Annotated in this window: 21 protein-coding genes, 2 pseudogenes and 1 riboswitch; of the genes and pseudogenes, 13 read left to right on the top strand and 10 right to left on the bottom strand. The window is 71.7% G+C overall.

Annotated features, from left to right (window positions below; genetic code table 11):
* Entirely contained in the window at positions 1-339 is a 339-nt protein-coding gene (locus IEX31_RS06270; RefSeq protein WP_268236954.1) for an MGMT family protein, read from the bottom strand.
* 16 nt (positions 340-355) lie between these two features.
* A complete protein-coding gene (locus IEX31_RS06265) occupies positions 356-808 on the bottom strand; it encodes a GNAT family N-acetyltransferase (protein WP_188742585.1) in 453 nt (150 codons plus the stop codon).
* Positions 809-1034: 226 nt separating this feature from the next.
* On the opposite strand from IEX31_RS06265, the gene IEX31_RS06260 reads away from it, so the two are divergent.
* The 9 genes from IEX31_RS06260 to nagB all read left to right on the top strand — a co-directional run bounded on the left by IEX31_RS06260 (position 1035) and on the right by nagB (position 12073).
* Positions 1035-2249 (top strand): NADP-dependent isocitrate dehydrogenase, encoded by a 1215-nt coding sequence (locus IEX31_RS06260; RefSeq protein ID WP_188742584.1) that lies wholly within the window; start codon positions 1035-1037, stop codon positions 2247-2249.
* A 118-nt stretch (positions 2250-2367) separates the two neighbouring features.
* Positions 2368-4248 carry a heavy metal translocating P-type ATPase gene (locus IEX31_RS06255; protein WP_188742583.1) on the top strand — a complete coding sequence of 627 codons (1881 nt, stop codon included), beginning with the start codon at positions 2368-2370 and terminating at the stop codon, positions 4246-4248.
* A 156-nt stretch (positions 4249-4404) separates the two neighbouring features.
* Complete coding sequence (locus IEX31_RS06250; protein ID WP_188742648.1) at positions 4405-5607, top strand: ROK family transcriptional regulator; 1203 nt, start codon at positions 4405-4407, stop codon at positions 5605-5607.
* A gap of 67 nt (positions 5608-5674) precedes the next feature.
* Positions 5675-6937: an extracellular solute-binding protein gene (locus IEX31_RS06245; RefSeq protein WP_188742582.1), complete on the top strand. Its 1263-nt coding sequence runs from the start codon at positions 5675-5677 to the stop codon at positions 6935-6937.
* Between the two features lie 85 nt (positions 6938-7022).
* Positions 7023-8015: a carbohydrate ABC transporter permease gene (locus IEX31_RS06240; protein ID WP_188742581.1), complete on the top strand. Its 993-nt coding sequence runs from the start codon at positions 7023-7025 to the stop codon at positions 8013-8015.
* Positions 8012-8854, top strand: coding sequence for a carbohydrate ABC transporter permease (locus tag IEX31_RS06235; RefSeq protein ID WP_229662146.1), 843 nt, complete (start codon positions 8012-8014; stop codon positions 8852-8854). Before IEX31_RS06240 ends, IEX31_RS06235 begins: the two co-directional genes overlap by 4 nt.
* Positions 8851-10380, top strand: coding sequence for a glycoside hydrolase family 3 protein (locus IEX31_RS06230; protein WP_188742580.1), 1530 nt, complete (start codon positions 8851-8853; stop codon positions 10378-10380). Before IEX31_RS06235 ends, IEX31_RS06230 begins: the two co-directional genes overlap by 4 nt.
* On the top strand, positions 10377-11303 hold the full coding sequence (locus tag IEX31_RS06225; protein WP_188742579.1) for an ROK family protein: 927 nt from the start codon (positions 10377-10379) through the stop codon (positions 11301-11303). Before IEX31_RS06230 ends, IEX31_RS06225 begins: the two co-directional genes overlap by 4 nt.
* Positions 11288-12073, top strand: coding sequence for a glucosamine-6-phosphate deaminase (gene nagB, locus IEX31_RS06220; protein WP_188742578.1), 786 nt, complete (start codon positions 11288-11290; stop codon positions 12071-12073). The genes IEX31_RS06225 and nagB overlap by 16 nt, the downstream gene beginning before the upstream one ends.
* 22 nt (positions 12074-12095) lie before the next feature.
* On the opposite strand, the gene IEX31_RS06215 is transcribed toward nagB, so the two are convergent.
* Positions 12096-12686, bottom strand: a complete 591-nt coding sequence (locus IEX31_RS06215) for a TetR/AcrR family transcriptional regulator (RefSeq protein WP_188742577.1) — start codon at positions 12684-12686, stop codon at positions 12096-12098.
* A gap of 105 nt (positions 12687-12791) precedes the next feature.
* Between IEX31_RS06215 and IEX31_RS06210 the strand changes: the two genes are divergently transcribed.
* The gene (locus tag IEX31_RS06210; RefSeq protein ID WP_188742576.1) at positions 12792-14021 is read left to right on the top strand and encodes a hypothetical protein; all 1230 of its coding nucleotides are present in this window, start codon (positions 12792-12794) and stop codon (positions 14019-14021) included.
* A 34-nt stretch (positions 14022-14055) separates the two neighbouring features.
* On the opposite strand, the gene IEX31_RS06205 is transcribed toward IEX31_RS06210, so the two are convergent.
* Positions 14056-14424, bottom strand: a complete 369-nt coding sequence (locus tag IEX31_RS06205; protein WP_188742575.1) for a YrdB family protein — start codon at positions 14422-14424, stop codon at positions 14056-14058.
* Between the two features lie 23 nt (positions 14425-14447).
* Positions 14448-15320, bottom strand: a complete 873-nt coding sequence (purU, locus tag IEX31_RS06200; RefSeq protein ID WP_188742574.1) for a formyltetrahydrofolate deformylase — start codon at positions 15318-15320, stop codon at positions 14448-14450.
* Between the two features lie 136 nt (positions 15321-15456).
* Here purU and IEX31_RS06195 point away from each other — a divergent pair, with 136 nt between their 5' ends.
* Positions 15457-16695 (top strand): MFS transporter, encoded by a 1239-nt coding sequence (locus IEX31_RS06195; RefSeq protein ID WP_188742573.1) that lies wholly within the window; start codon positions 15457-15459, stop codon positions 16693-16695.
* Here IEX31_RS06195 and IEX31_RS18760 read toward each other — a convergent pair.
* The 4 genes and pseudogenes from IEX31_RS18760 to IEX31_RS06180 form a co-directional block, all read right to left on the bottom strand.
* Complete coding sequence (locus IEX31_RS18760; RefSeq protein ID WP_229662153.1) at positions 16638-18494, bottom strand: sigma-70 family RNA polymerase sigma factor; 1857 nt, start codon at positions 18492-18494, stop codon at positions 16638-16640. The genes IEX31_RS06195 and IEX31_RS18760 overlap by 58 nt on opposite strands.
* 171 nt (positions 18495-18665) lie before the next feature.
* Positions 18666-19841 (bottom strand): annotated as a pseudogene (locus IEX31_RS18755) (RtcB family protein); the annotation flags it as partial.
* A gap of 10 nt (positions 19842-19851) precedes the next feature.
* Positions 19852-21009 carry an N-acetylglucosamine-6-phosphate deacetylase gene (locus IEX31_RS06185; RefSeq protein ID WP_373285504.1) on the bottom strand — a complete coding sequence of 386 codons (1158 nt, stop codon included), beginning with the start codon at positions 21007-21009 and terminating at the stop codon, positions 19852-19854.
* On the bottom strand, positions 21006-21293 hold the full coding sequence (locus tag IEX31_RS06180; RefSeq protein ID WP_188742571.1) for a DeoR/GlpR family DNA-binding transcription regulator: 288 nt from the start codon (positions 21291-21293) through the stop codon (positions 21006-21008). Before IEX31_RS06180 ends, IEX31_RS06185 begins: the two co-directional genes overlap by 4 nt.
* Before the next feature lie 28 nt (positions 21294-21321).
* On the opposite strand from IEX31_RS06180, the pseudogene IEX31_RS18750 reads away from it, so the two are divergent.
* Positions 21322-21933, top strand: a pseudogene (locus IEX31_RS18750) (carbohydrate ABC transporter permease); the annotation flags it as partial.
* Here IEX31_RS18750 and IEX31_RS06165 read toward each other — a convergent pair.
* Positions 21820-23478 carry a beta-N-acetylhexosaminidase gene (locus IEX31_RS06165; protein ID WP_229662144.1) on the bottom strand — a complete coding sequence of 553 codons (1659 nt, stop codon included), beginning with the start codon at positions 23476-23478 and terminating at the stop codon, positions 21820-21822. The pseudogene IEX31_RS18750 and the gene IEX31_RS06165 overlap by 114 nt on opposite strands.
* A 238-nt stretch (positions 23479-23716) precedes the next feature.
* Positions 23717-23797, top strand: a riboswitch (ZMP/ZTP riboswitch).
* A 98-nt stretch (positions 23798-23895) separates the two neighbouring features.
* On the opposite strand from IEX31_RS06165, the gene glyA reads away from it, so the two are divergent.
* The gene (glyA, locus tag IEX31_RS06160; protein WP_188742569.1) at positions 23896-25155 is read left to right on the top strand and encodes a serine hydroxymethyltransferase; all 1260 of its coding nucleotides are present in this window, start codon (positions 23896-23898) and stop codon (positions 25153-25155) included.
* Positions 25156-25376: the final 221 nt, after the last annotated feature.

The raw sequence follows: 25376 nt of genomic DNA, 5'->3' as shown, positions 1-25376 counted from the left end.
TCAGGGACGCCAGCGGCTCGCGGCGAGGTCGATGCGGTAGCCGTCGGCGTCGTCGGACGGGCGGAGCTGCACGCCCTCGGCCTCGTAGTGCGGTCGCGCGCTCGCCGCATGCCCCGACGGGGGCCGGCCGCCCGCGCGGACGACGCGCCACCACGGGACATCCGACCCGTACCTGGCCATGACCTGGCCGACGGCACGCGCGCCGCGCGAGCCGAGCAGCGCGGCGACGTCGCCGTAGGTGGCCACGCGTCCGGCCGGGATGTCGGCGACCATGGCGAGCACCGCCGCGACGAAGCCTTCGGCCGTCTCGGGGCGGCGTCCTGCAGGCCGGGCCGGCACGTCGGATGCCCCGGGGTCAGAGCTCGAGCGCGCCGATCACGTCGCCGTAGGCGCTCTCGCCGACGTCGACGAACCCGATGCGGTGGAAGAACGCCTCGGGGCCCTCCTCGCCGGGCTCCCACAGCACCGTGATGCGGTCGAAGCCGCGGCGCTTCGCCTCCTCGGCGAGGGCGGTTGCGAGGAAGCGGCCGACGCCCTTGCCCTGCACCTCGGCATCGACATTGATGCGCCAGATGCAGGCCCGGAACTCCTCGTGCTCGTTCTCGGGGTCGAAGTTGCCGTGGATGAAGCCGACGACCTGGTCGCCCATGCGGGCGACGCGCTGCCAGGCGTTCGCGGGGTTCACCACCGCGGTCTCTGCGGCGTAGGTCACGGGGGCGATGAACTGTTCCTGCCCCGGCTTCAGTGAGAGTGAGTTCGCCGCGACGATGTTCGACGCGGACAGTTCTTCAAGTCTCAGCTCAGCCATGCTGCCAAGGCTAACCCGTCGCCCGCTGCAGTCGGTAGCGGAGTCCCCGGATCCCTCCGCGATCGCTGCAGCATGGGGTCCGACGGTGTCGCGCAGGCCTCGCCGACCGCGTCCATTTGTCTCGATGTCGAGATATTCGTGCGAAGCGCTAAGCTGTACGACGGCGTGTCGCACCGCCCCCGAAGACTTCTGATTTCCCCCTCGAGAAACCCAAGGAGACATCGTCTTGTCCAAGATCACGGTTGAAGGCACGGTCGTCGAACTCGACGGCGACGAGATGACGCGGATCATCTGGCAGGCCATCAAGGATCAGCTCATCCGCCCGTACCTCGACGTGAACCTCGAGTACTACGACCTCTCGATCCAGAAGCGCGACGAGACCGACGACCAGATCACGATCGACGCGGCGCACGCCATCCAGAAGCACGGCGTCGGCGTCAAGTGCGCCACCATCACGCCCGACGAGGCACGCGTCGAGGAGTTCGGGCTCAAGAAGATGTGGCGTTCGCCGAACGGCACCATCCGCAACATCCTCGGCGGCGTCATCTTCCGCGAGCCGATCATCATCTCGAACATCCCGCGGCTCGTGCCCGGCTGGAACAAGCCGATCATCGTCGGCCGTCACGCGTTCGGCGACCAGTACCGCGCCACCGACTTCCGCTTCGAGGGCGAGGGCACCCTCACCATGACCTTCACCCCGAAGGACGGCTCCGAGCCGCAGTCGTTCGAGGTGTTCCAGGCGCCGGGCTCGGGCGTCGCGATGGGCATGTACAACCTCGACGACTCGATCCGCGACTTCGCGCGGGCCTCGCTGAACTACGGCCTCGACCGCAACTACCCCGTCTACCTCTCGACGAAGAACACCATCCTCAAGGTGTACGACGGCCGGTTCAAGGACATCTTCCAGGAGATCTTCGACACCGAGTTCAAGGAGCGGTTCGACGCCGCGGGCCTGACCTACGAGCACCGCCTCATCGACGACATGGTCGCTGCGAGCCTCAAGTGGGAGGGCGGCTACGTCTGGGCGTGCAAGAACTACGACGGCGACGTGCAGTCCGACACCATCGCGCAGGGCTTCGGCTCGCTCGGCCTCATGACGAGCGTGCTCGCCACGCCCGACGGCAAGGTCGTCGAGGCCGAGGCGGCGCACGGCACCGTCACGCGCCACTACCGCCAGTACCAGCAGGGCAAGCCCACCTCGACGAACCCCATCGCCTCGATCTACGCGTGGACGCGCGGCCTCGCGCACCGTGGCAAGCTCGACGGCAACCAGGAGCTCATCGAGTTCTCGCACACCCTCGAGGACGTCGTCATCACGACGGTCGAGTCGGGCGCCATGACGAAGGACCTCGCGCTCCTCGTGGGCCCCGACCAGCCGTACCAGACGACCGAGGAGTTCCTGCACACGCTCTCCGACAACCTCAAGGCGCGCCTGGGCTGAGCGTCGCGCGGCCCGCGTGGTCGAGACGGGGCCGGATGCCGCATCCGGCCCGTCGTCGTTCCCGCCGGGCGGCCGCAGGGCGGTCACGACGACTCCGCATCCGGGGGAGGATGGACGCATGGGACGTGTGGTGAGGGTCGCCCGGCGGTACTGGGTCGTCACGCTCACGCTCGGGGTCGGCCTGACCGGCATCGTGCTCGCCCTCACCGGCGCGGGCGCAGCGGTTCCGTGGCTGTTCGGCGTCTACGCGCTCGCCGTCGCCGCCTGGCAGGCCGTCGGCATGATTCGCGACATCCTGCGCGGGCACTGGGGCCTCGACGTCCTGGCGGTCACCGCCATCGTGGCGACGGTGGTCGTGGGGGAGTACATCGCCGCCCTCATCGTCGTGCTCATGCTCACGGGCGGCGAGGCGCTCGAGGACTACGCCGGCCGCCGGGCGAAGCGCGAGCTCGACGCGCTCCTCGCGCGTGCGCCGCAGTACGCGCACCGCATCGTCGACGACCACTTCGTCGACGTGGCCATCGACGAGGTGCGACCAGGCGACGTGCTGCTCGTGCGACCGAGCGAGATCGTGCCGGTCGACGGCACGCTGCGGTCGGCGGAGACGTCGATGGACCAGTCGTCCATCACGGGCGAGAGCATGCCCGTCGAGAAGCGCGCCGGCGACGAACTGCTGAGCGGCTCGGTCAACGGGCACCTCGCCGTCGAGATGACCGCCACCGCGACCGCCGCCGACAGCCAGTACCAGCAGATCGTGGCGCTCGTCGCGGGGGCGGCCGCGAGCAAGGCGCCCGTCGTGCGGCTGGCCGATCGCTACGCCGTGCCGTTCACGGTGTTCTCGCTGCTGCTCGGCGGGGTCGCGTGGTGGCTCTCGGGCGACCCCGTGCGCTTCGCCGAGGTGCTCGTGCTCGCCACGCCGTGCCCGCTGCTCATCGCCGCGCCCGTCGCGTTCATCGGCGGCATGAGCCGAGCCGCCCGCAACGGCATCATCGTCAAGGGCGGCGGCGTGCTTGAGCAGTTGGCGAAGGTGCGCACCGCCGTGTTCGACAAGACGGGCACCCTCACGCACGGCGAGCCCGAAGTCGTCGCGATCCGACCCGAGCCGGGCTTCGACGCCGACGGGCTGCTGGCGCTCGTGGCATCCGCCGAGCAGTACTCGTCGCACGTGCTCGCCGCGTCGATGATCGACGCGGCGGCCGGCCGCGGGCTGCGCCTCACCGAAGCCGAGACGGCGCGCGAGGCCGCCACCAACGGCGTCGTGGCACGCATCGGCGGCCGCGAGGTCGTGGTCGGCAAGTACGCGTACGTACTCGACCACGCACCGGATGCGCGGCGCACCGACATCGCGCCCGGCGAGCTCGCCGTGTACGTCGCCGTCGACGGCGCGTTTGCGGGTGCGCTGCTGGCACGGGACCGGCTCCGCGACAATGCGCGTGACACCCTCGCCCGCCTGAACGCGCTCGGCGTCACCCACACGATGATGCTCACGGGCGACGGGCAGGCGACCGCGGATCACATCGCCGCCGAGCTCGGCATCGAGCGCGTGCGCGCCGAGTGCCTGCCCGCCGACAAGGTGCGCGAGGTCGCGGAGGTTCCCGAGCGCCCCGTGATCATGGTGGGGGACGGGGTCAATGACGCTCCCGTGCTCGCCGCCGCCGACGTCGGGATCGCGATGGGCGCGCGCGGTGCGACGGCGGCCAGCGAGTCGGCGGACGCGGTCATCCTCGTCGACGACGTGTCGCGCACGGCCAAGGCCGTCGAGATCGGACGCGACACGGTGCGCATCGCGCTGCAGAGCATCTGGCTCGGCATCGCCGTGAGCGTCGGACTCATGATCGTCGCCGCGTTCGGTCTCATCCCGGCGACGGCCGGGGCGCTCCTGCAGGAGGTCGTCGACCTCGCCACGATCCTCGCGGCCCTGCGCGCCATCGGCGGACGGCGTGACGCCGCCGCCGCGGCGGCGGCCTCGCCGTCGCCGGCTTCCGTCGCCTCGCGCTGAACCCGGTTCGCCGCGGCGTCGAATCCACTCGGTCACGGCTCGGTAACGAGCCGGCGAAATCCGGCCGAACGCTTGCGTCGAGTTTGTTCGTAAGGTTTACTAACCAATGTGACGACGGAAGCGCAGCGAGGCACCACCGCGGGGGCCACCGCTCCCATGGGCCTCGGCCACGACGCGCCGGCGCCGGCCCGCGCGCAGTCGGGCGGCGGCACGCCGCCCCTTTCGCGTCCGCGCGAGCTCCGGCCCGTCGGCAAGGTCCTGCCCGAGCACGCCCGCACGCACAACCGCGCCCTCGTGCTGCAGACGCTCTACTCGGCGGGCGCGCAGAGCCGCGCAGACGTCGCACGTGCGACCGGACTGACCCGCGTCACCGTCTCCGACCTCGTCGCCGAACTCATCGCCGATGGCGTCGTGGTCGAGCTGGGCCAGCGTGGGGAGGCCCGCCCCGGCAAACCGGCCACGCTCCTCGACGTCGACCGCGACGCGTTCCGGATCATCGGGGTCGACCTCTCCGGGCACCGGCGGTTCCTCGGTGCGATCGTCGACCTCGACGGCGGCATCGTCGCGCGTGCCGAGGTGGATCGCGCGGATGCGACGGGGGAGCGGGCGGTCGGGCTGGTCGTCGAGCTGGTGCGCGGCCTCCTCGCCCGCACCGGGACGCCCGTGCTCGGCATCGGCGTCGGATCGCCCGGTGTCGTCGATCAGGGCGGGACCGTGCGCTCGGCGCCGAACCTCGGCTGGGCGGACCTCGACCTGCAGGAGCGACTCGCGACGGAGTTCGGGCTGCCCGTGCACGTCGCCAACGACGCCAACGTCGCGGTGCTCGCCGAGCACGGCGCCACGGATCGCGACGACCTGCTGCTCGTGAAGATCGGCCACGGCGTCGGCGCCGGCCTCATCATCGGCGGACGACCCGTCGTGGGCGGCGGGTTCGCCGCCGGCGAGATCGGCCACGTCGTGGTCGGCACCGACGGCGGTCCGCGCTGCGCGTGCGGGCGGCACGGATGTCTCGAGGCGTGGCTCGCCGTGCCTCGGCTGACCACCCAGCTCGACGCGCTCGACCCCGACGCGCCGGATGCGGCATCCGCTCGCGAACGCATCCTCGCCGAGGCCGGCCGACGGCTCGGCATCGTGCTCGCTCCGGTCGTCGGCGCGCTCAACCTGTCGGAGGTCGTCCTCAGCGGCCCCGCCGAACTCCTCGACGGACCGCTGCACGAAGCGACCGTCGAGACGCTCCGGATGCGGACGATGGCCGAGCTCGGCCGGGATCTGAGGCTCCGGATGACCGAGCAGGCGGAGGACATCGTGCTCCGCGGCGCGGCCGTGATGGTCCTGTCCGGACAACTCGGGGTCTCGTGAGGGATTCCACGCACCAAGGGCACAGCGAACCCCCGCTGTCTCCTTCAACCCAGGAAAGGAAACGACAATGAGGAAACTCGGCATCGTGGCGCTCGGCGCCGCTGCTGCGCTCACCCTCGCCGGTTGCGCCTCCGGCGGCGAGGCCGCCCCGGAGGAGGGCGCGGAGATCCGCGTCTGGCTGGTCGGCATCGACACGCCCGACGCCGCGCGCGAGTACCTGGTGGAGACCTTCGAGGAGGAGCATCCCGGCTCGACCCTCGTCATCGAGGAGCAGTCCTGGGACGGGCTCGTCGACCGGCTGACGACGAGCCTGTCGGGCTCCGACAGCCCCGACGTCGTGGAGGTCGGCAACACGCAGGCCTCGGCGTTCACGTCGGCCGGAGCGTTCCTCGACCTCACCGAGTTCTACGACGAGCTCGGCGGCGACGATCTCCTGCCCGGGTTCGTCGAGGCGGGTTCGTACGACGACCGGTTCTACGCGGCACCGCTCTATTCGGGTTCGCGTCTCGTCTTCTACAAGAAGGACGCCCTCGCCGCGGCCGGCCTCTCGGTTCCGACGACGCTCGACGAGTACATCGCGAACGGCGAGGCGCTCGCGGCCGCGAACCCGGGGAAGTCGGGCATCTGGTGGCCCGGCCAGGACTGGTACAACGCGCTCCCGTACATCTGGGAGAACGGCGGCGAGGTCGCCGTTCCCGACGGCGAGGAGTGGGACGCGCAGCTCTCCGGCCCCGAGTCGGTCGCCGGACTCGAGCAGGTGCAGCAGGTGATGACGAATGCGTCGCGGGCTCCCAAGGATGCCAACGAGACCAGCCCCGAGGTCGGCTTCTGCGACGGCACGACGCTGCAGTTGTCGGCGCCGAGCTGGGTCAAGTGGTCGATCCTCGCGCCGGCCGACGCCGAAGCGCCCGGATGCCCCGACCAGGAGGAGAACCTCGGCGTGTACGCACTGCCGGGCATCGACGGCGGTGCCGCCCAGGTCTTCGCGGGCGGCTCGAACATCGGCGTGTCGGCGAAGTCGACGCACCCCGAGCTCGCCGTGGACGCGCTGAAGATCATCCTCTCCGACGGGTTCCAGACGATCTACGGTGAGAACGGACTCGTCCCGGCGAAGCTCTCGCTCGCCGACACCGTCGGCACCGACGAGGTCGCGCAGGCCATCGCCGCCGCCGCCGGGAACGCGAAGCTCACCCCGGCCTCGCCGAAGTGGGCCGACGTCGAGGCGGCCGGCATCCTGCAGGACCTCTTCGTCAAGGTCGCACAGGGCGGCGACGTCCAGGCCCTGGCCGAGGCGGCAGATGAGGAGATCGAAGCGATCCTCAACCGCTGACCGAGCCACCCGACCGACCGGAGGGCGGGCCGAGTTCTGCGCCCGCCCTCCCTCGATCCTGATCCCGATACCCAGGAGCACCTCCATGACCACGGTCGACACCGCCGGCCCCGACCTGGCGCCGGGCGCCGGCGAGGGCCGGCGCCCGACACCTCCGCGGCCGACGCGGGCGAGCCGCTCCCGCTCCCGCCGGGGCGGGCTCACACCGTATGCGCTTCTCACGCCGGCGCTCATCGTCCTCGCGCTCATCGTCGGCTGGCCGCTCGTGCAGCTCGTCGTCACCTCGTTCCAGGAGTTCGGTCGCGCGCAGGTGTTCGGCGCACCGCCCGCTTGGGTGTGGTTCGAGAACTACGCCGACGTCCTCACCGACCCCGTCTTCCACGGGGTGCTCCTGCGCAGCCTCGCCTTCGCCGCCGCCTGCGTCGTCACCACGATGCTGTTCGGCACGCTCGTCGCGCTCATGATGACGCGGCTGACGAAGTTCTTCCGCATCCTGCTCTCGATCGGCATGCTCCTCGCGTGGGCCATGCCCGCGCTCACCGCCACGGTCGTCTGGGGCTGGATGTTCGACACGGCCTACGGCGTCGTCAATCACGTGCTCGTGAACTGGTTCGGCCTGGCGGAGTACTTCCAGCACTCCTGGCTGATCGACCCGCTGAGCTTCTTCGTCGTGGCCGGCCTCATCATCGTGTGGGGCGCGGTGCCGTTCGTCGCGTTCACGCTCTACGCGGGCCTCACCCAGGTGCCCGACGAGGTGCTCGAGGCCGCACAGCTCGACGGCGCCGGCGGTGTCGCACGGTTCCGGCTCATCGTGTTCCCGTACCTCAAGCCGATCTTCCTCATCGTGACGATCCTGCAGATCATCTGGGACCTGCGGGTCTTCACGCAGATCTTCGCACTGCAGGACATCGGCGGCATCCGGGCCCTCACCAGCACCCTCGGCGTGTACATCTACCAGACCTCCATCGCCGGCGGCGACTTCGGCCACGGCGGCGCGACCGCCGTCATCACCGCGATCCTGCTCATGTCGATCTCGGTCTTCTACATCCGCCACCTCGCCAAGGAGGAGGAACTGTGACCCGCGCCCGGCTCGCGACCGTCGCGTACAGCGCCGTCTCGGTCGTGCTCTTCGCGTTCTTCGTCTTCCCCGTCTACTGGATGGTGAACACGTCGCTCCAGCCGAACAACGAGATCCGCGGCTCCGACCTGCATTTCTGGCCCGACAACCTCACGCTGCGCAACTACGAGACGGTCCTGTTCGATCCCGGCCGCACCCCGTTCCTCCCGGCGGCGGGAAACTCGCTCACCGTGACGATCCTCACGGTCGTCATCGCGCTCGTGTTCGCGTTCCTCGCCTCGGTCGCCGTGACGCGGTTCCGCTTCGCGAGCCGCCGCGCCTTCATCATCACGATCCTCGTCGTGCAGATGATCCCGGGCGAGGCGATGATCGTCTCGATCTTCCGGGTGATCGACGGCTGGCACCTGCTCAACACCATCGTGGGCCTCACCCTCGTGTACGTGGCGACCGTGCTGCCCTTCACGATCTGGACCCTGCGCGGCTTCGTGAACGGTGTACCGGTCGAGCTCGAGGAGGCTGCGATGATCGACGGATGCTCCAGGGCCGGCGCCTTCTGGCGGGTGACGTTCCCGCTGCTCGCTCCCGGGCTCGTCGCGACCGGCGTGTTCGGGTTCATCCAGGCGTGGAACGAGTTCATCATGGCGCTCGTGCTCAATGCGCGGCCCGAGATGATGACGTTGCCGGTGTGGCTGCGCACCTTCCTCGTCGCCAACGGCACGACCAACTGGGCTGGGCTCATGGCGGGATCCACGCTCATGGCCGTTCCCGTCATCGTGTTCTTCCTCGTGGTGCAGGGCCGGATGACCAGCGGACTCGTGAGCGGGGCCGTCAAGGGATGAGCGACGCGGCCACGACCGGTGCGGGTGCCGACCTGCGCCGGGACATCCTCACGACCCTGCTCCCGGGATTCGCGGGCACCGAGGCGCCCGAGTGGCTCCTGCGCCGGCTCGCCGACGGCCTCGGCGGGGTCTGCGTGTTCGGGCGCAACATCGCGGGCGCCGAGCAGCTGCGCGCGCTGAACGCGTCGCTGCGGGCCGCGAATCCGCTTGCCGTCGTCGCGATCGACGAGGAGGGCGGCGACGTCACGCGCCTCTTCCACGACGTCGGTGCGCCCTACCCGGGCAACGCGCTGCTCGGCCGCATCGACGACGTCGCCCTCACCGAACGCGTCGCGCGGGCCGTGGGCGAGGCGCTCGCGGCGACGGGCTGCACCCTCGCCTTCGCACCCGACGTCGACGTGAACTCGAATCCCGACAATCCCGTGATCGGCGTGCGGAGCTTCGGGGCCGATCCCGGGCTCGCCGGACGGCATGCCGCGGCCTGGGTGCGTGGACTCCAGGGCACGGGCGTCGCGGCGAGCGCGAAGCACTTCCCGGGCCACGGCGACACCGCCGCCGACTCGCACCTGGCGCTGCCGGTGGTCGACGTGCCGCTCGAAACGCTCCGCACACGCGAGCTCGTGCCGTTCCGCGCGGCCGTCGCCGCGGGCACGCGCACGATCATGACGAGCCACATCCTGCTGCCCCGGCTCGACGCGGAGCAGCCGGCCACGCTCTCGCCGCGTCTCGTGCAGGATCTGCTCCGCGACGAGCTCGGCTTCGGGGGCGTCGTCGTGACCGACGCCCTCGACATGCACGGGGCGAGCGGCGTGCACGGCATCCCGGAGGCGGCCGTGCGCGCCCTCATCGCCGGCTGCGACCTGCTCTGCCTCGGCAGCGACACGACCGACGACGAGCTCGACGGCATCGTCGCGGCCATCGAGGGTGCGATCGCGACCGGCCGGGCCGCCGTCGACCGCGTGCGCGAGGCCGCGGGCCGGGTGCGCGCGCTCGCTGCGACGGCGCCCGCCGTGCCGACCTCGCCCGCCGTCGTGGAACCACGGAACGGCGCGGTCGACCTGGGCCGCGTCGCAGGGGCGTTCGAGGCGACGGATGCCGCGCGCACCCGCCTCGCGGCGGCGCCGCGGATCGGCACCGTCGTCCGCATCGACACCGTGGCGAACATCGCGATCGGGTCCGCCCCGTGGGGGCCGTTCGCCGCGTTTGCGGCGACCCGGGCCACGACCTGGCTCGACGCCGCGCGGCTCGTCACCGTCTCGGCCAAGGCGCCGCTTCCCGATCCCTCGTCGCTGGATGGCGCCGTGCTCGTCGTCGGCAAGGACCTGCACCGGCATCCGTTCGCCGTTGCCGCGGTGGCGGCCCTGCGCGCGGCGCGCGACGACGTCGTGACGGTCGACATGGGCTGGCCCTCCGACGACCGCGCCCTCGCGGACGTCGCCACCTTCGGTGCCTCCCGCCTCGTGGGCGAGGCCCTGATCGCGTTCGTCGGCCGGTCGGTGGCGCTCGCCGCGGTGGAGGCGACGTGAGGCTCGGCATCGACATCGGCGGCACCAAGACGGCCGCCGTCGCGATCGGCGACGACGGCGCGGTGAGCGGCGAGGTGCGCATGCCGACGGGTTTCGGCGCGGAGGCGGTGGTCGAGACCGCGCTGCGAACGGTCGAGCGGATGACCCGGATCGAGGGCGTCGAGGCATCCGCGATCTCTTCGATCGGCATCGGCATCCCCGGCACGGTCGACGCCGCGACCGGCCTGGTGACGCACGCCGTGAACCTCGGCCTCGAGGGGCTCGACCTCGGACCGCGGCTCGCGGATCGACTCGGTGTCGAGGTGCGCGTGGAGAACGACGTGAAGGCTGCCGCACTCGGTGCGCACCACCTGCTCGGCGCGGCCGACGGCGTCGCTGCGCACTCCATGGCGTACCTGAACCTCGGCACCGGCCTCGCCGCGGGCATCGTGATCGGCGGGCGGCTGCTGCGGGGCGGGCACGGCGTGGCGGGCGAGATCGGGCACGTCCCGGTCGACCCGTCGGGCGTCACCTGTGCGTGCGGCCAGCGCGGATGCCTCGAGACCGTCGCCTCGGGCTCGGCGGTCGCACGGATGTGGCCGACGGCCGACCCGGAGCCCGCGCGAGCGTTGTTCGCAGCCGCGACGGCGGGCGACGGACGAGCGGTGGACGCACGTGACCGCTTCCTCGCGGGCGTCGCGGCCGCCGTGCGTCTCCTCGTGCTCGCGACCGACGTCGACGAGGTGGTCATCGGCGGTGGGCTCTCGGCGCTCGGTGACCGGCTCGGCGACGGCACCCGTCGTATCCTGAACGGGTGGGCCGCCGAATCGGCCTTCCTCGCCTCGCTCGACCTCGCGTCGCGGGTGCGGGTCATCCCACTCGGATTCCCGGCGGCCGCCGTCGGTGCCGCTCTCGTAGGAGAACCGCCATGGCCGAAGTCGTGATCGTCGGCGATGAGGAGGCCGCGGGCCGCCTCGTCGCGGACGCGATCGTGTCCCTCATCCGTTCCAAGCCCGACGCCGTGCTCGGCCTCGCGACGGGTTCGACGCCGCTCGCGACCTACCGCGCCCTCGCGGACCGCATCGCCGACGAGTCGATCGACGTGCGCGGGGTGCGTGGATTCGCGCTCGACGAGTACGTGGGGCTACCGGCCGGTCACCCCGAGAGCTATCGTGCCGTGATCACGCGCGAGGTGGTGGAGCCGCTCGGTCTCACGCCCGAACTCGTGCGCGTGCCGAACGGCGATCCGGCGTCGATCGAGCATGCCGGTGCCGACTACGAGGCGGCCATCGGCGCGGCGGGCGGCGTCGACCTGCAGATCCTCGGCATCGGACGCACGGGTCACATCGGCTTCAACGAGCCGGGCTCGTCGCTCGCCTCCCTCACGCGCGTGAAGACCCTCACCGAGCGCACCCGCGCCGACAACGCCCGCTTCTTCGACGCACCCGACGACGTGCCGATGCACTGCATCACGCAGGGGATCGGCACCATCCTGCGGGCGAGGCACCTCGTGCTGCTCGCGTTCGGCGAGGCGAAGGCGCATGCGGTGGCGGCAGCGGTCGAGGGCCCGGTGACGGCGAGCCAGCCCGGCTCGGCGATCCAGCTGCACCCGCACGCGACGGTCGTGGTCGACGAGGCCGCGGCGTCGGAGCTGGTGAACCTCGCCTACTACCGGCACGCGTGGTCGAACAAGCCTCGCTGGCAGGGCATCTGAGCCGGCGCCCGGCGGACCCGGATCAGTGGGGGAGCGCCTCGGCGAGCATGGCGAGGTAGGCGTCCTCGTCGAAGTCGGCCGCGATGGCTCGCTGCACCATGAATCCCGGCATGAGGCCCAGGGCCACGGGTGTGAGGCGGGCGGCCCACTCCCGGGGATCGCTGTCGACCCGCCCGGGCTCGGCGGCGGCCCATTCGGCGAAGGCGGCGCGCACCGTCTCGCGCACGAAGGCCAGGACCTCGTGGACGGGCTCGCGCATCTCCTTGTCGATGGCGGCCTCGGCCCATAGCTGGATCAGCACGCCGCTGAACGGCTCGCGACGCATCCCGTCGATGAGCGTCGCCATCACCTGCCCGGGTGACAGCGGCGGCCCCTCCCGCCGACGAGCCTGCAGCTCGCTCCGGCGGGCGGTGAGGATGCGCGTGGCGACCGCCGAGAACAGCTCCTTCTTGCCCGCGAAGTGGCCATAGATCGCGCCGGCCGACAGGCCGGACTCGGCGATGATGTCGGCCATCGAGGTGCGCTGGAATCCGCGGGTCGAGAAGCAGCGCAGCGCGGCGCCGATGATCTCGTCGCGCCGCGCCTCACGATACGCCTCGGTCACCTTCGGCATCGGACCCCCAAACAGAATGAACGTTCTTGACATGCATAGGATCGCGTTCCAGTATAAAGAACGAAGGTTCGTTTTTCTTGCGAATCACGCGATCAGGGAGTCGTCATGACCAGCTCCGCCCGCGCCGGCGCCACATCCCGCCGCTCCACCACCCGTCCGCCGCACACGCCGTACGGGCGCGTGTTCGGCGCCGCGACCCTGATTGCGGCAGTCGTCGCTGTCATCGTGCTCGCGTTCTCCTGGCCCGCGATCACCTCGGAGCCGAAGGACCTCCCCGTCGCGATCAGCGGCACCGACGCGGCGGTCGAGCAGGTCGAGACCGCCGTCGATGAGCGGGCCGAGGGGGCCGTCGCCCTCGAGCGGGTCGACGACCGCGACGCGGCGGTCGCAGCGATCGAGCGGCGCGAGGCGTACGGTGCGATCATCCTCGGCGACGCGCCCACCGACGCCCCCGAGGTGCTCATCGCCACTGCGGCGAGCCCCGCAGTGGCCCAGCTGCTCACGGGCCTCGCCGCGCAGCTCCAGGACCAGATCGACGCGCAGGTCGACGCGCAGGTGCAGGCGGCGCTCGAGCGGGCCTCCGCCACGATCCAGGCGCTGGTCGCGGGCCAGGCGCCGCCCGCCGGGCAGACGGGGCCGGGGGCCGGGTCGCCCGGCGCGGCTCCCGAGATCCCGCAGATCACCGTCGAGGTCACCGACGTCGTACCGCTCGCCGACTCCGACCCGCGCGGCACCGGGCTCGTGGCCGCGATCTTCCCGCTCGTGCTCGGCGGCCTGGCCGGCGGCATCGCCCTGACGTTGCTCGTGATCGGCGCGGTGCGCCGGGTCGTCGCGGTGGCCGTGTACTCCACGGTCGCGGGGCTCGCGCTCGCCGGCATCCTGCAGGGCTGGTACGGCGTGCTGCAGGGCGACTACTGGCTGAACGCCGGCGCCATCGCGCTCGCGATCGCGGCGATCGCCGCGCCGATCACGGGGTTCGCCGCCCTCATGGGGCGGCCGGGCATCGCGCTCGGTGTGGTCACGTTCATCCTCGTCGCCAACCCGATCTCCGCGGCGGCGGTGCCCGTCGAGTTCCTGCTCGAGCCGTGGGGCGCGGTCGGCCAGTGGTTCCCGCCGGGCGCCGCGGCGACGCTCCTGCGCGACCTGTCGTACTTCCCAGACGCCGACACGACGTTCCCGTGGCTCGTGCTCGTGGCATGGGCCGTCGGCGGCGTCCTGCTCTCGTTCATCGGCCACTTCCGCACCGCGGGCGGCGCCGAGCCCGACGCGCTGGCGGCGCACGCCGACGACGTGGAGGCGGATGCCGCCGGGCCGGTGCCGACGCTCACCCGCTGACCACGGCCGGCCGCGGAGGGCTCGCATCCGCCGTTCAGTCCGCGAGTTGCTTGCGCCCGTTGATGATGCCGCTCACCGCCGCGACGATCGCGAACACCACCGCCACGACCGGCTGCCCGAGCATCCACCATCCGATGGCCGCGGCCGAGAACACCGCGATCTCCACGAGCGCCTTGCCGAACACGTCGATGCGGAACACGGCCTTGGGCGATACGAAGAGGGCCCACAGCAGGATCGCCAGGGCGGGTGCGCCGAGGCCGATGAGCACCCCGGGCCACGGCAGGGGGAAGGCGGCGAAGCCCCAGATCCCGAGGCTGGCGAAGGCGAACAGCTCGAGGAGGAATCGGAGGACGTCGTTCGGCCCGACCTTCGGCAGGGACTCGTTCGGCTGGGTGGTGCTCACGGCTTCCCAGCCTAGCTGCCGCTTCAGCGGAAGATGATCGTGCGCGCGCCGTCGAGGAGCACGCGCCGCTCGGCGAACCACTTCACGGCCTGCGAAAGCGTGCGGCTCTCCTCGTCCTGTCCGATCGCGACGAGTTCGGCGACGGAGCGCGAGTGGTCCACTCGCACGACGTTCTGCTCGATGATCGGTCCCTCGTCGAGGTCGCTCGTCACGAAGTGCGCGGTCGCGCCGATGAGCTTCACGCCGCGCGCGTGCGCCTGCCGGTACGGGTTCGCGCCCTTGAAGCCGGGCAGGAACGAGTGGTGGATGTTGATGCAGCGTCCGGCGAGCGCGTCGCACAGCTCGGGCGTGAGGATCTGCATGTACCGGGCGAGCACCACCAGCTCGATGTCGAACTCCTCGACCGCCTCGAGCACGCGTCGTTCGAACGCCGCCTTCGATGCGGCATCCGTCACCGCGAGGGATTCGAACGGCACCCCGTAGAAGTCGACGAGGTCGCGCAGCGTGCCGTGGTTCGAGAGCACCAGCGGGATCTCGATCGGCAGCTGGCCTGCGTGCTGGCGGAACAGCAGGTCGTTCACGCAGTGCCCCGCCGTTGAGGCGAGCACGAGCGTGCGCAGCGACCGCCCCACCTCGTCGAGGTGCCACGTCATGTCCCAGCGCATGGCCACGGGCGCGAGCGCCGCCTCGAATTCCGACCGGCCCGCCGGCGACTCGACCTGGATGCGCATGAAGAACCGGCCCGTGTCGTGGCTCGCGAACTGCTGGCTCTCGGTGATGTTGCCGCGGGCGGCGACGATGGCGCCGCTGACCGCGTGCACGATGCCGGGCCCGTCGATGCAGCTGAGCGTCACGACCCAGTGGAACAGGTGCGCGGGCGGGGCAGCCGTGGTCATCCGCCCAGAGTACTGCGTCGGGTAGACTGGTCCGTGGTCGGCGGACGACGCACGGCCCTGGGCGCGCACACGAGCGCGTAGCCGACCCGCGCGGTGAACGCACCCGCAGGGGAACGCCGTCGGAGAGACATCCACAATGTCCGTCACCGAATCCGTGAGCGTGCGCGCACCTCGTCTGCCCTGGCCCGGCCTCGTCGTGCTGGCCGCCGGGGTCTTCCTGTCCATCACGATCGAGATGCTGCCCACCGGGCTCCTTCCCGGCATGAGCGAGGGCCTCGGCGTCGCGGAGCCGTTCGTCGGGCTCCTCGTGTCCGCGTTCGCGTTCGCCGTCGTGGTCACGTCGACGCCGCTCACGGCCCTCACGAGCCGGATGCCGCGGCACGGCCTCCTGGTCGCCGTGCTCGCGGTCCTCGGCCTGACGACGCTCGCCTCGGCGCTCGTGCCCGAGTACTGGATGCTCGTGGCGATCCGTGTCGTGGGCGGCATTGCGCACGGCCTGTTCTGGGCGCTCGTGGCCGCGTACGCAGCGCGGCTCGTGCCCGACCAGCAGATCGGTCGCGCCGTCTCGGTCACGCTCGGCGGCGGCACGCTCGCCCTCGTGGCCGGCGTCCCCGCGACGACCATGCTCGGCCACGTCATCGGATGGCGGCCGGTGTTCGCCATCGTCGGAGCGCTCACGCTCGTCGGCGGGCTCCTGGTCTGGCGATTCCTCCCGCCCGTGCTCGGGGAACACGGCGAGACGGCGTCGCGGTTCCGCCGCGGCGACGTGGCGCTCGGACCCGTGCTGCTCGTCAGCGCCGTGACCGCCGTCACGATGCTCGGCCAGTACGCCGTGTTCACCTACGTCGCGCCCCTCATCACCGAGGTCGTCGGCCTCGACGTCGGCGCCGTGGGTCCGCTGCTCTTCGTCTACGGCGTTGCGGGGGCGGCCGGGCTGGCCCTCGCCGGCTCACGGCTCGCCGCTCGTCCGATGCGGGCGCTCGTGATCGCGATGGGGCTCGTCTCGGCGTCGCTGGTCGTGCTCGGACTCGCACCCGGCGCGTGGCCGTCGATCGTCGCCTTCGCGGTGTGGGGCGTCGCATTCGGGGCGATCCCGCCGCTCCTGCAGACGCGGCTGCTGCGGGTGGCGCCCGCTGGCCATCGGGACGCCGCGAGCGCGCTCTACACGACGGCGTTCAACATCGGCATCGGCGGTGGCGCGCTCCTCGGCGCGGTGCTGTTCGACCGCCTGGGCGTGGCCGCCCTGCCGTTCGCGTACGCGGCTGTGTTGGCCCTCCTGATGATCGGGCTCGCACGCGAGGCGTTCGGTGCGACGCGTCAGCCGGGCTCGACGACCGCCCCGGCGGTGGGCCCGGTGCGTCCGCCGGCGGTGTAGCGCACGAGCGCGTCGGCGAGTTCGTCGTCGCCGGTGAGCGCGACGGCCTTCGCGGACCCCGAATCGTCGAGTTCGACGATGGCGAGGGACGAATCGCCGAGGAGCACTTCGACGCTCGCGCCGGGCACGCCCGTGAACGTCGCATGCCACACGAGGTGGCCGCTCCGGCGCAGCGCGAGCGCCGGGGTGACGAGGTCGACGGCGACCGGTTCTGCCACGGGCGAGACCTCGCCCGTGGCATCCGCCTGCGTCGCCGTGAGCATCGTGGTGCCAGCCGGCAGGTCATTGGCGACCAGACTCCAGGCGCCCGCCGCATCGGCGGTCGTCGTCCACGTGCGGTCGTCGTCGGCCGTGACCACGAGGCTCGCGCCGGCCCTGGCCGTGCCGGTGAGGAGCGGGTCGACGAGTCCGCCTGCGGTGTCGGCCGAGAACGACGGGGCGGGCAGGCCGTCATCGACCGGCACGGGCGGGGGAGCCGGGACGGGCTGCACGGGCGGTGGTGCGGGCGGCCCCGGCGCGACGGGTTCGACCGGGATGTCGACGTCGACCGACGCATCCGGCACGGCCGGTGGCGCGATCGGCGCCGGAATGGGCGCAGGCACGGGGGCGGGCGCCGCATCGATGGCAGGCTCGGCGACCACCGCGGGCGGGGCCTCGTTCGCGGCGTTGAGGTTCGGCACCGCGATGAACACCGCGAGCGCAGCCGCGGCGACCACGAGCGTGCCGACGCCCGCGCCAACGGCGATGCCGCTGATGCCGAGCGAACTCCCGGCCGTGCCACTGCCGGCCGCCGTGCTGCCGGTCGCTGAGCCGCCGGTCGCCGTGCCGCCAGCGGCCCCACCCCCGGTCGCCCCACCCCCGGTCGCCCCACCCCCGGTCGCCCCACCCCCGGTCGCCCCACCCCCGGCCCCGCCGGCGACTTCCGGCACGCCGGCGAGCACCGCCGGGAGCCCGGTCGCACCCATGGCGACGTCGACTGCGGGCGCGCCCTGCGACAGCCACGCCGAGTACGCCGTCGCGCCCCCGACCCCGGCCGAGAGCGGCAGGAGCACGAGCGCGAGGCGGGATCCCACCTCGCGTGCCTCCGCCGCGACGATCGTGCATCGCGCGCAGTCGTCGAGGTGCGCCTCGACCTTGGCGGTGTCGCGCGCGCGGAGCTTGCCGCGCGTGTAGCCGCCGAGCCGGTCGATGGTCCACCGGCACTCGGGCTCGGCCTCGGCGTTGCGCAGGTGCGCCCGGATCCACGCCTGCCGCAGGCCCTCGCGCGCGCGGTACGCGAGTGCCGCCGTGGCGTTCGCGCTCATGCCCACGAGCGGGGCGATCTGCTGCGGTCCCATGCCTTCGACCTCGGAGTACCAGAGCACCTCCTGCCATCTGGTCGGCAGCGAGCGGAATGCCTGGGCGGTCGTCGACCGATCGAGGGCGTCGAGCGTTGCGGCGTCGCTCGAAGCGGGATCCTCGAACGACTCGAGCGTCTCGAGGTTCGTCTCCCGTCGGCCGCGCCCCCAGCTCGCGGCGGTGTTCCGCAGCGTCGTGAACAGGTAGGGCCGGAAGGCGCTCGTCGGTCCGCCGCCGGCGAGGATCGAATCGTAGATCTTCGTGAACGACTCGGCCACCAGGTCGTCGGGGTCGAGCGAGCTGTACGAGCGCGCCACCGTGCGGGCGGATGCCGCGTGCCGCTGCCAGAGCTCGCCGTAGGCGGCGCGGTCGCCACGACGGGCGCGCTCGATGAGAGCGCCATCGGACAGGTCGGTGCGCAGGGGTGGCACGTCGCCTCCAGGTTCGGGTTCGGGCTTCATGAATGGAGACGCGGAGACATGCCGATCATGACGCCCGGTCGGCCGTTTCCGTTGGTGCGCAGCGTGCCCGCCTGAGCGGGCACGCTGCGCACCAACCGAAACGGCGCGGGATCTTCCGACATTCCAGCAGATTTCTCCGGAACGCGCGTCATGGATGCGCCCGTTCCCGGCCTTCACGTTGACGACCTGCCGGAGCGTGTGCCGGATCTCCACGAGATCGACCGAGTCCGCCATGACCCGGTCGATGGGCTTGTACGCCTGGGGGATCTCGTCGAGGAAGGCGGCGGTGTCACGGTACTCGATGCCCGCCATCGCCTCGCGAAGCTGCTCGACCGTGAAGGTTCGGCGCGCGGCGGTGCGCGAGTACACGCGGCCGGCGCCGTGCGGCGCCGAGTTCAGGGCGAGTGCGTTCCCCTTGCCGACCACGACGTACGAGCGAGCGCCCATCGAACCGGGGATGAGGCCGGGCACGCCGCTACCGGCGTCGATCGCGCCCTTCCTCGTGAGCCACACGTCCTCGCCGAAGTGCCGTTCGCGCCGGGTGAAGTTGTGATGGCAGTTGATTCGTTCCTCCTCGACGATGCCCGTGTCCGCCCAGCGCCCGACCTGCGTCACCACGCGATCCATGATCTCTTCGCGGTTGAGGAGCGCGAACCGCTGCGCCCAGCGCATCTGGGCGAGGTAGGCGTCGAACGCGGCGGTGCCCTCCACGAGCCACGCGAGGTCGCGGCTGGGAAGGTCGAGCCGCCTCGCGGTCGCCTCGTTCCTCGCGATCCGGATGTGCCGATCCGCGATGTTCTTGCCGACGCCGCGGGACCCGGTGTGCAGGAACAGCCATACCCGGTCGTGCTCGTCCAGGCTCACCTCGATGAAGTGGTTGCCGCTGCCGAGCGAACCCAGCTGGAGCCGCCAGTTGCGTGTCGGATCGGAGGGATCGAATCCCGCGTCGGCCGCCAGCGCCTCGAGCTCGTGCACGCGCGCCTCGGCCGACGGCGTGATGACGTCGTTGTAGTGTCCGGCCGACAGCGGCACCGCCCGCTCGATCGACTCGCGCAGTTCGCGCAGTTCGCGCAGTTCGCGCAGGTCGGCGGGGAGATCGACGGCGCCGAGCTGGGTGCGCACGGCGATCATGCCGCACCCGATGTCGAGTCCGACAGCCGCGGGGATCACGGCGCCGACGGTCGGGATGACCGACCCCACGGTCGCGCCGAGGCCCGGATGCGCGTCGGGCATGAGCGCGACGTACGGGTGCACGATGTCGAGCGACGCCGTCGCGAGCGCCTGGTCGCGCGCCTCGGGATCGAGCACGGACGCCCAGCTCAGGAGCTTGTCGCCGATCCGCTCCATCCCGGTCTCCTCAGGCGAGCCGCGCGCCCGCGCCCCACACCGCGTCGACGGACAGGTCGTCGCCGAGGAGCACGGCGTCGGCGGCGTACCCGGGGTCGAGGCGTCCGAGGTCGGCAGCTCGGCCGACGGCCGCGGCGGGCGTCTCGGTGAGCGCGCCCACGGCATCCGCCAGCGGGATGCGGCTGTCGACGACGGCGCGGCGCAGCGCCTCGTCCTGCGTGAGCGTCGAGCCGGCGATCGACCCGCCTGCGAGGAGCCGGGCGACCCCGCCCGCCACGATGACCTCGAGCGAGCCGAGCAGGTACTCGCCGTCGGCCGCGCCCGCCGCCGCCATCGCGTCGGTGATGAGTGCCAGCCGCCCGGGCGCGCCGGAGAATGCGAGGCTCACGACGTCGGGATGCACGTGCACGCCGTCGTTGATGATCTCGAGCGTCACGTGGTCGGCGTGCATGGCCGCGATGACCGGCCCGGGTGCCCGGTGGTGGATGCCGCGCATGCCGTTGAACGCGTGCGTGAGGATGGACGCGCCGGAGTCGAACGCCGCGAGCGCCGTCTCGAAGTCGGCGCCCGTGTGGCCCACGGCCACCGCGACGCCCGCGTCGACGAACCGGGCGATCGCGTCGCGCCCCCCCGGGTGCTCGGGGGCGATGGTGATCTGGCGGAGGCATCCGTTCGCCGCCTCGAGCAGCCGGTCGACGGATGCCGCGTCGGCGTCGCGCAGCTGGGCTGGGTCGTGCGCGCCGCGGAACTCGTGGTCGAGGAACGGGCCCTCGAGGTGTGCGCCGAGCACGCGCGGGTCGGATGCCGCGACCCGCCCGATGGTCTCGAGCCGATCGGCGAGCGCCTCGACGGGCGCCGTCACGAGCGAGAGCACGGAGCGCGTGGTGCCGTGCGCGTTGTGCACCCCGAGGACGCGGTCGATGGCCTGGTCGCCCTCTTCCACGGATGCGCCGCCCGCACCGTGGCAGTGCAGGTCGATGAACCCCGGGACGAGGTGGCGGCCCGCGGCATCCGTCACCTGGTCGCCGGGTGACAGTGCCTCCCGCCAGCCCTCGCCGATGCCCCGGGCGGCGACGAGGCTGCCATCGAAGCGCACCCATGCGTCGGTGACCGTGTCTCGGCCGCTCACGACGCGCGCCGAGTGGATGACGGTGGCAGGAATCCTCACTCGGCAACGATAACGTCGTACCCGCCGTCGATGAGGCGCTGTCGCTGGTCGTCGGTGGCGGCCGCGTCGGTGATGACGGTCGAGAACAGGCGGCGTTGCCCGATTGCGGCGAATGCGCGCTTGTCGATCTTCGAGGCGTCGGCGACGAGCACGGCCTGCGTCGCGCGCGATGCCATGAGCGCGTTCACGGCGGCCTCGCGCTCGTCGTGCGACGTCGGGCCGACGATCGCGTCGATGCCGATGACGCCGATGAACGCGAGGTCGAGGGTGATGTTGCCGAGCACGGCGTCGGCGTACGCCCCGACGAGCTCGACGACCTACACGATCCTCGCGGGCCTCGCCACCGTGCCGGGCGACGTGCTCGAGGCGGCGAAGATGGACGGCGCCGGCCCCGCTCGCACCTACTGGGACGTCGTCCTGCCGCAGCTGCGCGGCGCGTTGTCGGTGGCGGTGCTCATCAACATCATCAACGTGTTCAACTCGCTGACCATCCTCAAGGTCATGACGGGCTCGATCCCCGGCTACGACGCCGCAGCGTTCAACCTGTCGTTCGCGGTGTGGATCATGCACTCGTTCTTCGCCGGCGTGCCCAAGGAGATCGACGAGGCCGCCCAGATCGACGGTGCCGGGCGACTCGCGGTGCTGTTCCGCATCATGCTGCCGCTCGTGTGGCCGGGCATCGTGACCGCGATCGTGTTCACGTTCGTCGCGTGCTGGAACGAGTTCGCGGCCTCGCTCGTGATCCTCTCGACCGCAGGCGACCAGCCGCTCTCCGTGGCCCTCACGAAGTTCGTCGGCCAGTACGAGACGTCATGGCACTACGTGTTCGGCGTCTCGATCGTGGCGATCATCCCCGTGGTCGTGCTCTTCATGCTCATCGAGAAGCGGCTCGTGGGCGGCCTCACGGCCGGCAGCGTCACGTAGCCGAGTGGATGCCGCCGCGGCGCCCCACTCCGCCCAGGGCACCCCGCGCACGGGGTGGTACTCGACTCCGAGCGCATCGAGGTGCCGCCCGAGCGCGGCGACGCGGTCGAGGAACCCGTCGAAGTCGCGCCGCTCGGCGGGTGACCAGGCGACCTCAGCGATCGCCGCGACGCGGGGGAACAGCATGAACTCGACCTCCGGCATCGTGCCCAGCGTCTCGGTCCACACGGGCGCCTCCACGCCGAGGATCTCGTGCTCGCCGACCCCGGGCACGATCGCCGCAGGGTCCCACAGGTACGCCTCGTCGATGGTCGTCGGGCCCTTCGCCCAGTCGAGGCCGAGTGGGCCCTGGCGATCATCGGCGTACTGCATGTCGAGGTACGCGACATCCGCCGGCGACATGATGATCTTCCCGCCCTGGTCGACGATCGAGCGCGTGAGCTCCGCGGCGTCCGCCGCCGGCTCCACGAAGCTCCAGTACTGGCCGACCGTGCCCGGCGGCAGCTCGGGTGACGCGCCCAGCTCGTGCCAGCCGATGACGGTCTTGCCGGTCGCCGCGCCGGCGGCGGCGATGCGTCGCGCCAGGTCGCGGTAGTCGGCGGGGCTCGTCGCGAGCGACTCGTCGCCGCCGAGGTGCAGCCACGGGCCGGGCGTGAGGTCGGCGACCTCGCGGGTGACGTCGGCGAGGAAGCGGTCGGTCGCCTGGGCGCGCTCGGGCGAGGCGCACAGCGACGAGAACGCGACCTCGGTGCCCTCGTACGGCGCACGCGCCACGCCGTCGCAGTTCAGTTCGGGGTAGGCGCTGAGCGCCGCGTTCGTGTGACCGGGCAGGTCGATCTCGGGCACGATCGTGACGAAGCGCTCGGTCGCGTACGCGACGATGCGGCGGTAGTCGTCTCGCGTGTAGAAGCCGCCGCCGTCGCCGCCCACCGAGGTCGAGGCGCCGGTACCGGTGAGCTCGGGCCACGACTCGATCTCGAGCCGCCAGCCCTGGTCGTCGGTGAGATGCAGGTGCAGCACGTTGAACTTCAGCAGCGCGATGTGGTCGACGAGATCGAGCACGTCCTCGACGGGGAAGAAGTGGCGTGCCACGTCGAGCATGACGCCGCGATAGGCGAAGCGCGGGGCGTCGGCGACGGATGCCGCGGGCACGGTCCATCCGCCCGCGGGCGTGCTCGGGGCATCCGCTCGCTCGATCTCGGCGGGCAGGAGTTGCCGCAGCGACTGCGTGCCCCGGAAGAGCCCCTCGGCGGTGTCGGCGCCGAGTCGCACGCCGCCGGCGCCGGCCTCGAGCGTGTAGCCCTCGGTCGCCCCGCCCGGTGCCTCGCCGCCCGCGATCACGAACGCGAGGTCGGATGCCGCGGGCTCACCGCCGACGACCGGCAGCGCGAATCCCGTGGTCGCCCGGGCCCGCGCGGCGAATGTCTCTGCGACGGCCGCCGCGCCGCCGCCCCGCGCCACGATGCGGGAGTCCTCGGTCAACCGGAACGGCGCGTCCTCGCCGCGCAGCTCGAACGAGGTGGGCGCGGGGACGATGCCGGTCACGGCGTCTCCGTTCTGTCGGGCGACCCGCACGCGCTCGCTGCGCTGACGACGGCCGCCGCGACGAGTAATAGAGCAGGAATCCTTACGAACATGGTCGAGCCCATCCTGCCATGGCGCGGTGCCGTCATGCAGGGTCCAAGTGGGTCGCAGCGGAGCGGAGCCTGCTGCTTCCCGCCGCCGCCGCGGTCTGCGACCGACCCGACCCGGTCGGGCGGATCGCGGCATCCGTTGCTATGCTTGCGAGCGTCGCGACTGGCGTTGAGATGGTCACCATCGGGGAGCGACTGGCACGGACCGACCGTACGCCTGGGCCGGTACGCATGTCCCTGCGCGAGTCGCAGCAGGCAGCACCCAACAGGTCCGCATGTCATGAAGGAGCCAGTCTTGGCCGAAACCGCCATTTCCCAGCAATCGGTGATGAACCAGCCGCTGTCCGAGGTCGATCCCGAGATCGCCCAGGTGCTCGAGCTCGAGCTCGGACGCCAGCGCGAGTACCTCGAGATGATCGCGAGCGAGAACTTCGTGCCCGTGTCGGTGCTGCAGTCCCAGGGCTCCGTGCTCACGAACAAGTACGCCGAGGGGTACCCGGGCCGGCGCTACTACGGTGGCTGCGAGTACGTCGACATCGCAGAGAGCCTCGCCATCGAGCGCGCCAAGTCGCTCTTCGGCGCCGCGTACGCGAACGTGCAGCCGCACTCGGGCGCCACCGCCAACGCCGCGGTGCTGAGCGCGATCGCGACGCCCGGCGACACCATCCTCGGCCTCGAGCTCTCGCACGGCGGTCACCTCACGCACGGCATGAAGCTGAACTTCTCGGGCAAGCTCTACAACGCCGTGTCCTACGGCGTCGACCCCGAGACGTTCCTCGTCGACATGGACGTGGTTCGCGACAAGGCCCGCGAGCACACGCCGCAGGTCATCATCGCCGGCTGGTCGGCCTACCCGCGTCACCTCGACTTCGCCGCGTTCCGCGAGATCGCCGACGAGGTCGGCGCGCAGCTCTGGGTCGACATGGCGCACTTCGCGGGCCTCGTGGCCGCGGGGCTGCACCCGAACCCCGTGCCGTACGCCGACGTCGTCTCGTCGACCGTTCACAAGACGATCGGCGGCCCGCGGTCGGGCTTCATCCTCTCGCGCGATGCCGACCTCGCGAAGAAGCTCAACTCCAACGTATTCCCCGGACAGCAGGGCGGCCCGCTCATGCACGTCATCGCGGCGAAGGCCACGGCGTTCAAGATCGCGGCATCCGACGACTTCAGGGACCGTCAGGAGCGCACGCTGCGCGGGGCGAAGATCCTCGCCGAGCGCCTCCACGCCGACGACTCGCGCGCCGCGGGGGTCGACGTGCTCACGGGCGGCACCGACGTGCACCTCGTGCTCGCCGACCTGCGCAACTCGAAGATCGACGGCCAGCAGGCCGAGGACCTGCTGCACGACGCGCTCATCACCGTGAACCGCAACGCCGTGCCGTTCGACCCGCGCCCGCCGATGGTCACCTCGGGCCTGCGCATCGGCACGCCGGCGCTCGCGACCCGCGGCTTCGGCGACGCCGAGTTCACCGAGGTCGCCGACATCATCGCCCTCGCGCTCAAGGGCGAGGCGGATGTCCCGACGCTCCGTTCGCGCGTCGAGGCCCTCACGGCGGCGTTCCCGCTGTACCCGGGCCTGCAGCAGTAGTCACCAGCCCACCGCCACCGTTCAGAATTCAGGAGCGTGGCGGTCGGAATTCAGGAGCGCGGCGTTCGGAATTCGGGAGCGTGGCGGTCAGAATTCAGGAGCGCGGCGGTCGGCGTCGTTCCGAACTGACCGAATCGCCGGTGCGACCAGCGCACCCGCGCTCCGCGCTCCTGAATTCCGAACACCGGATTCTGAATTCTGAACGCGGAGTCGCCACCAGG

Origin of the sequence: Agromyces bauzanensis, from assembly GCF_014645655.1 — a bacterium.
Taxonomy (GTDB): domain Bacteria; phylum Actinomycetota; class Actinomycetes; order Actinomycetales; family Microbacteriaceae; genus Agromyces; species Agromyces bauzanensis.
The sequence above is the reverse complement of the archived record's forward strand: the minus strand, read 5'-3'. Positions and strand labels throughout refer to the sequence as shown.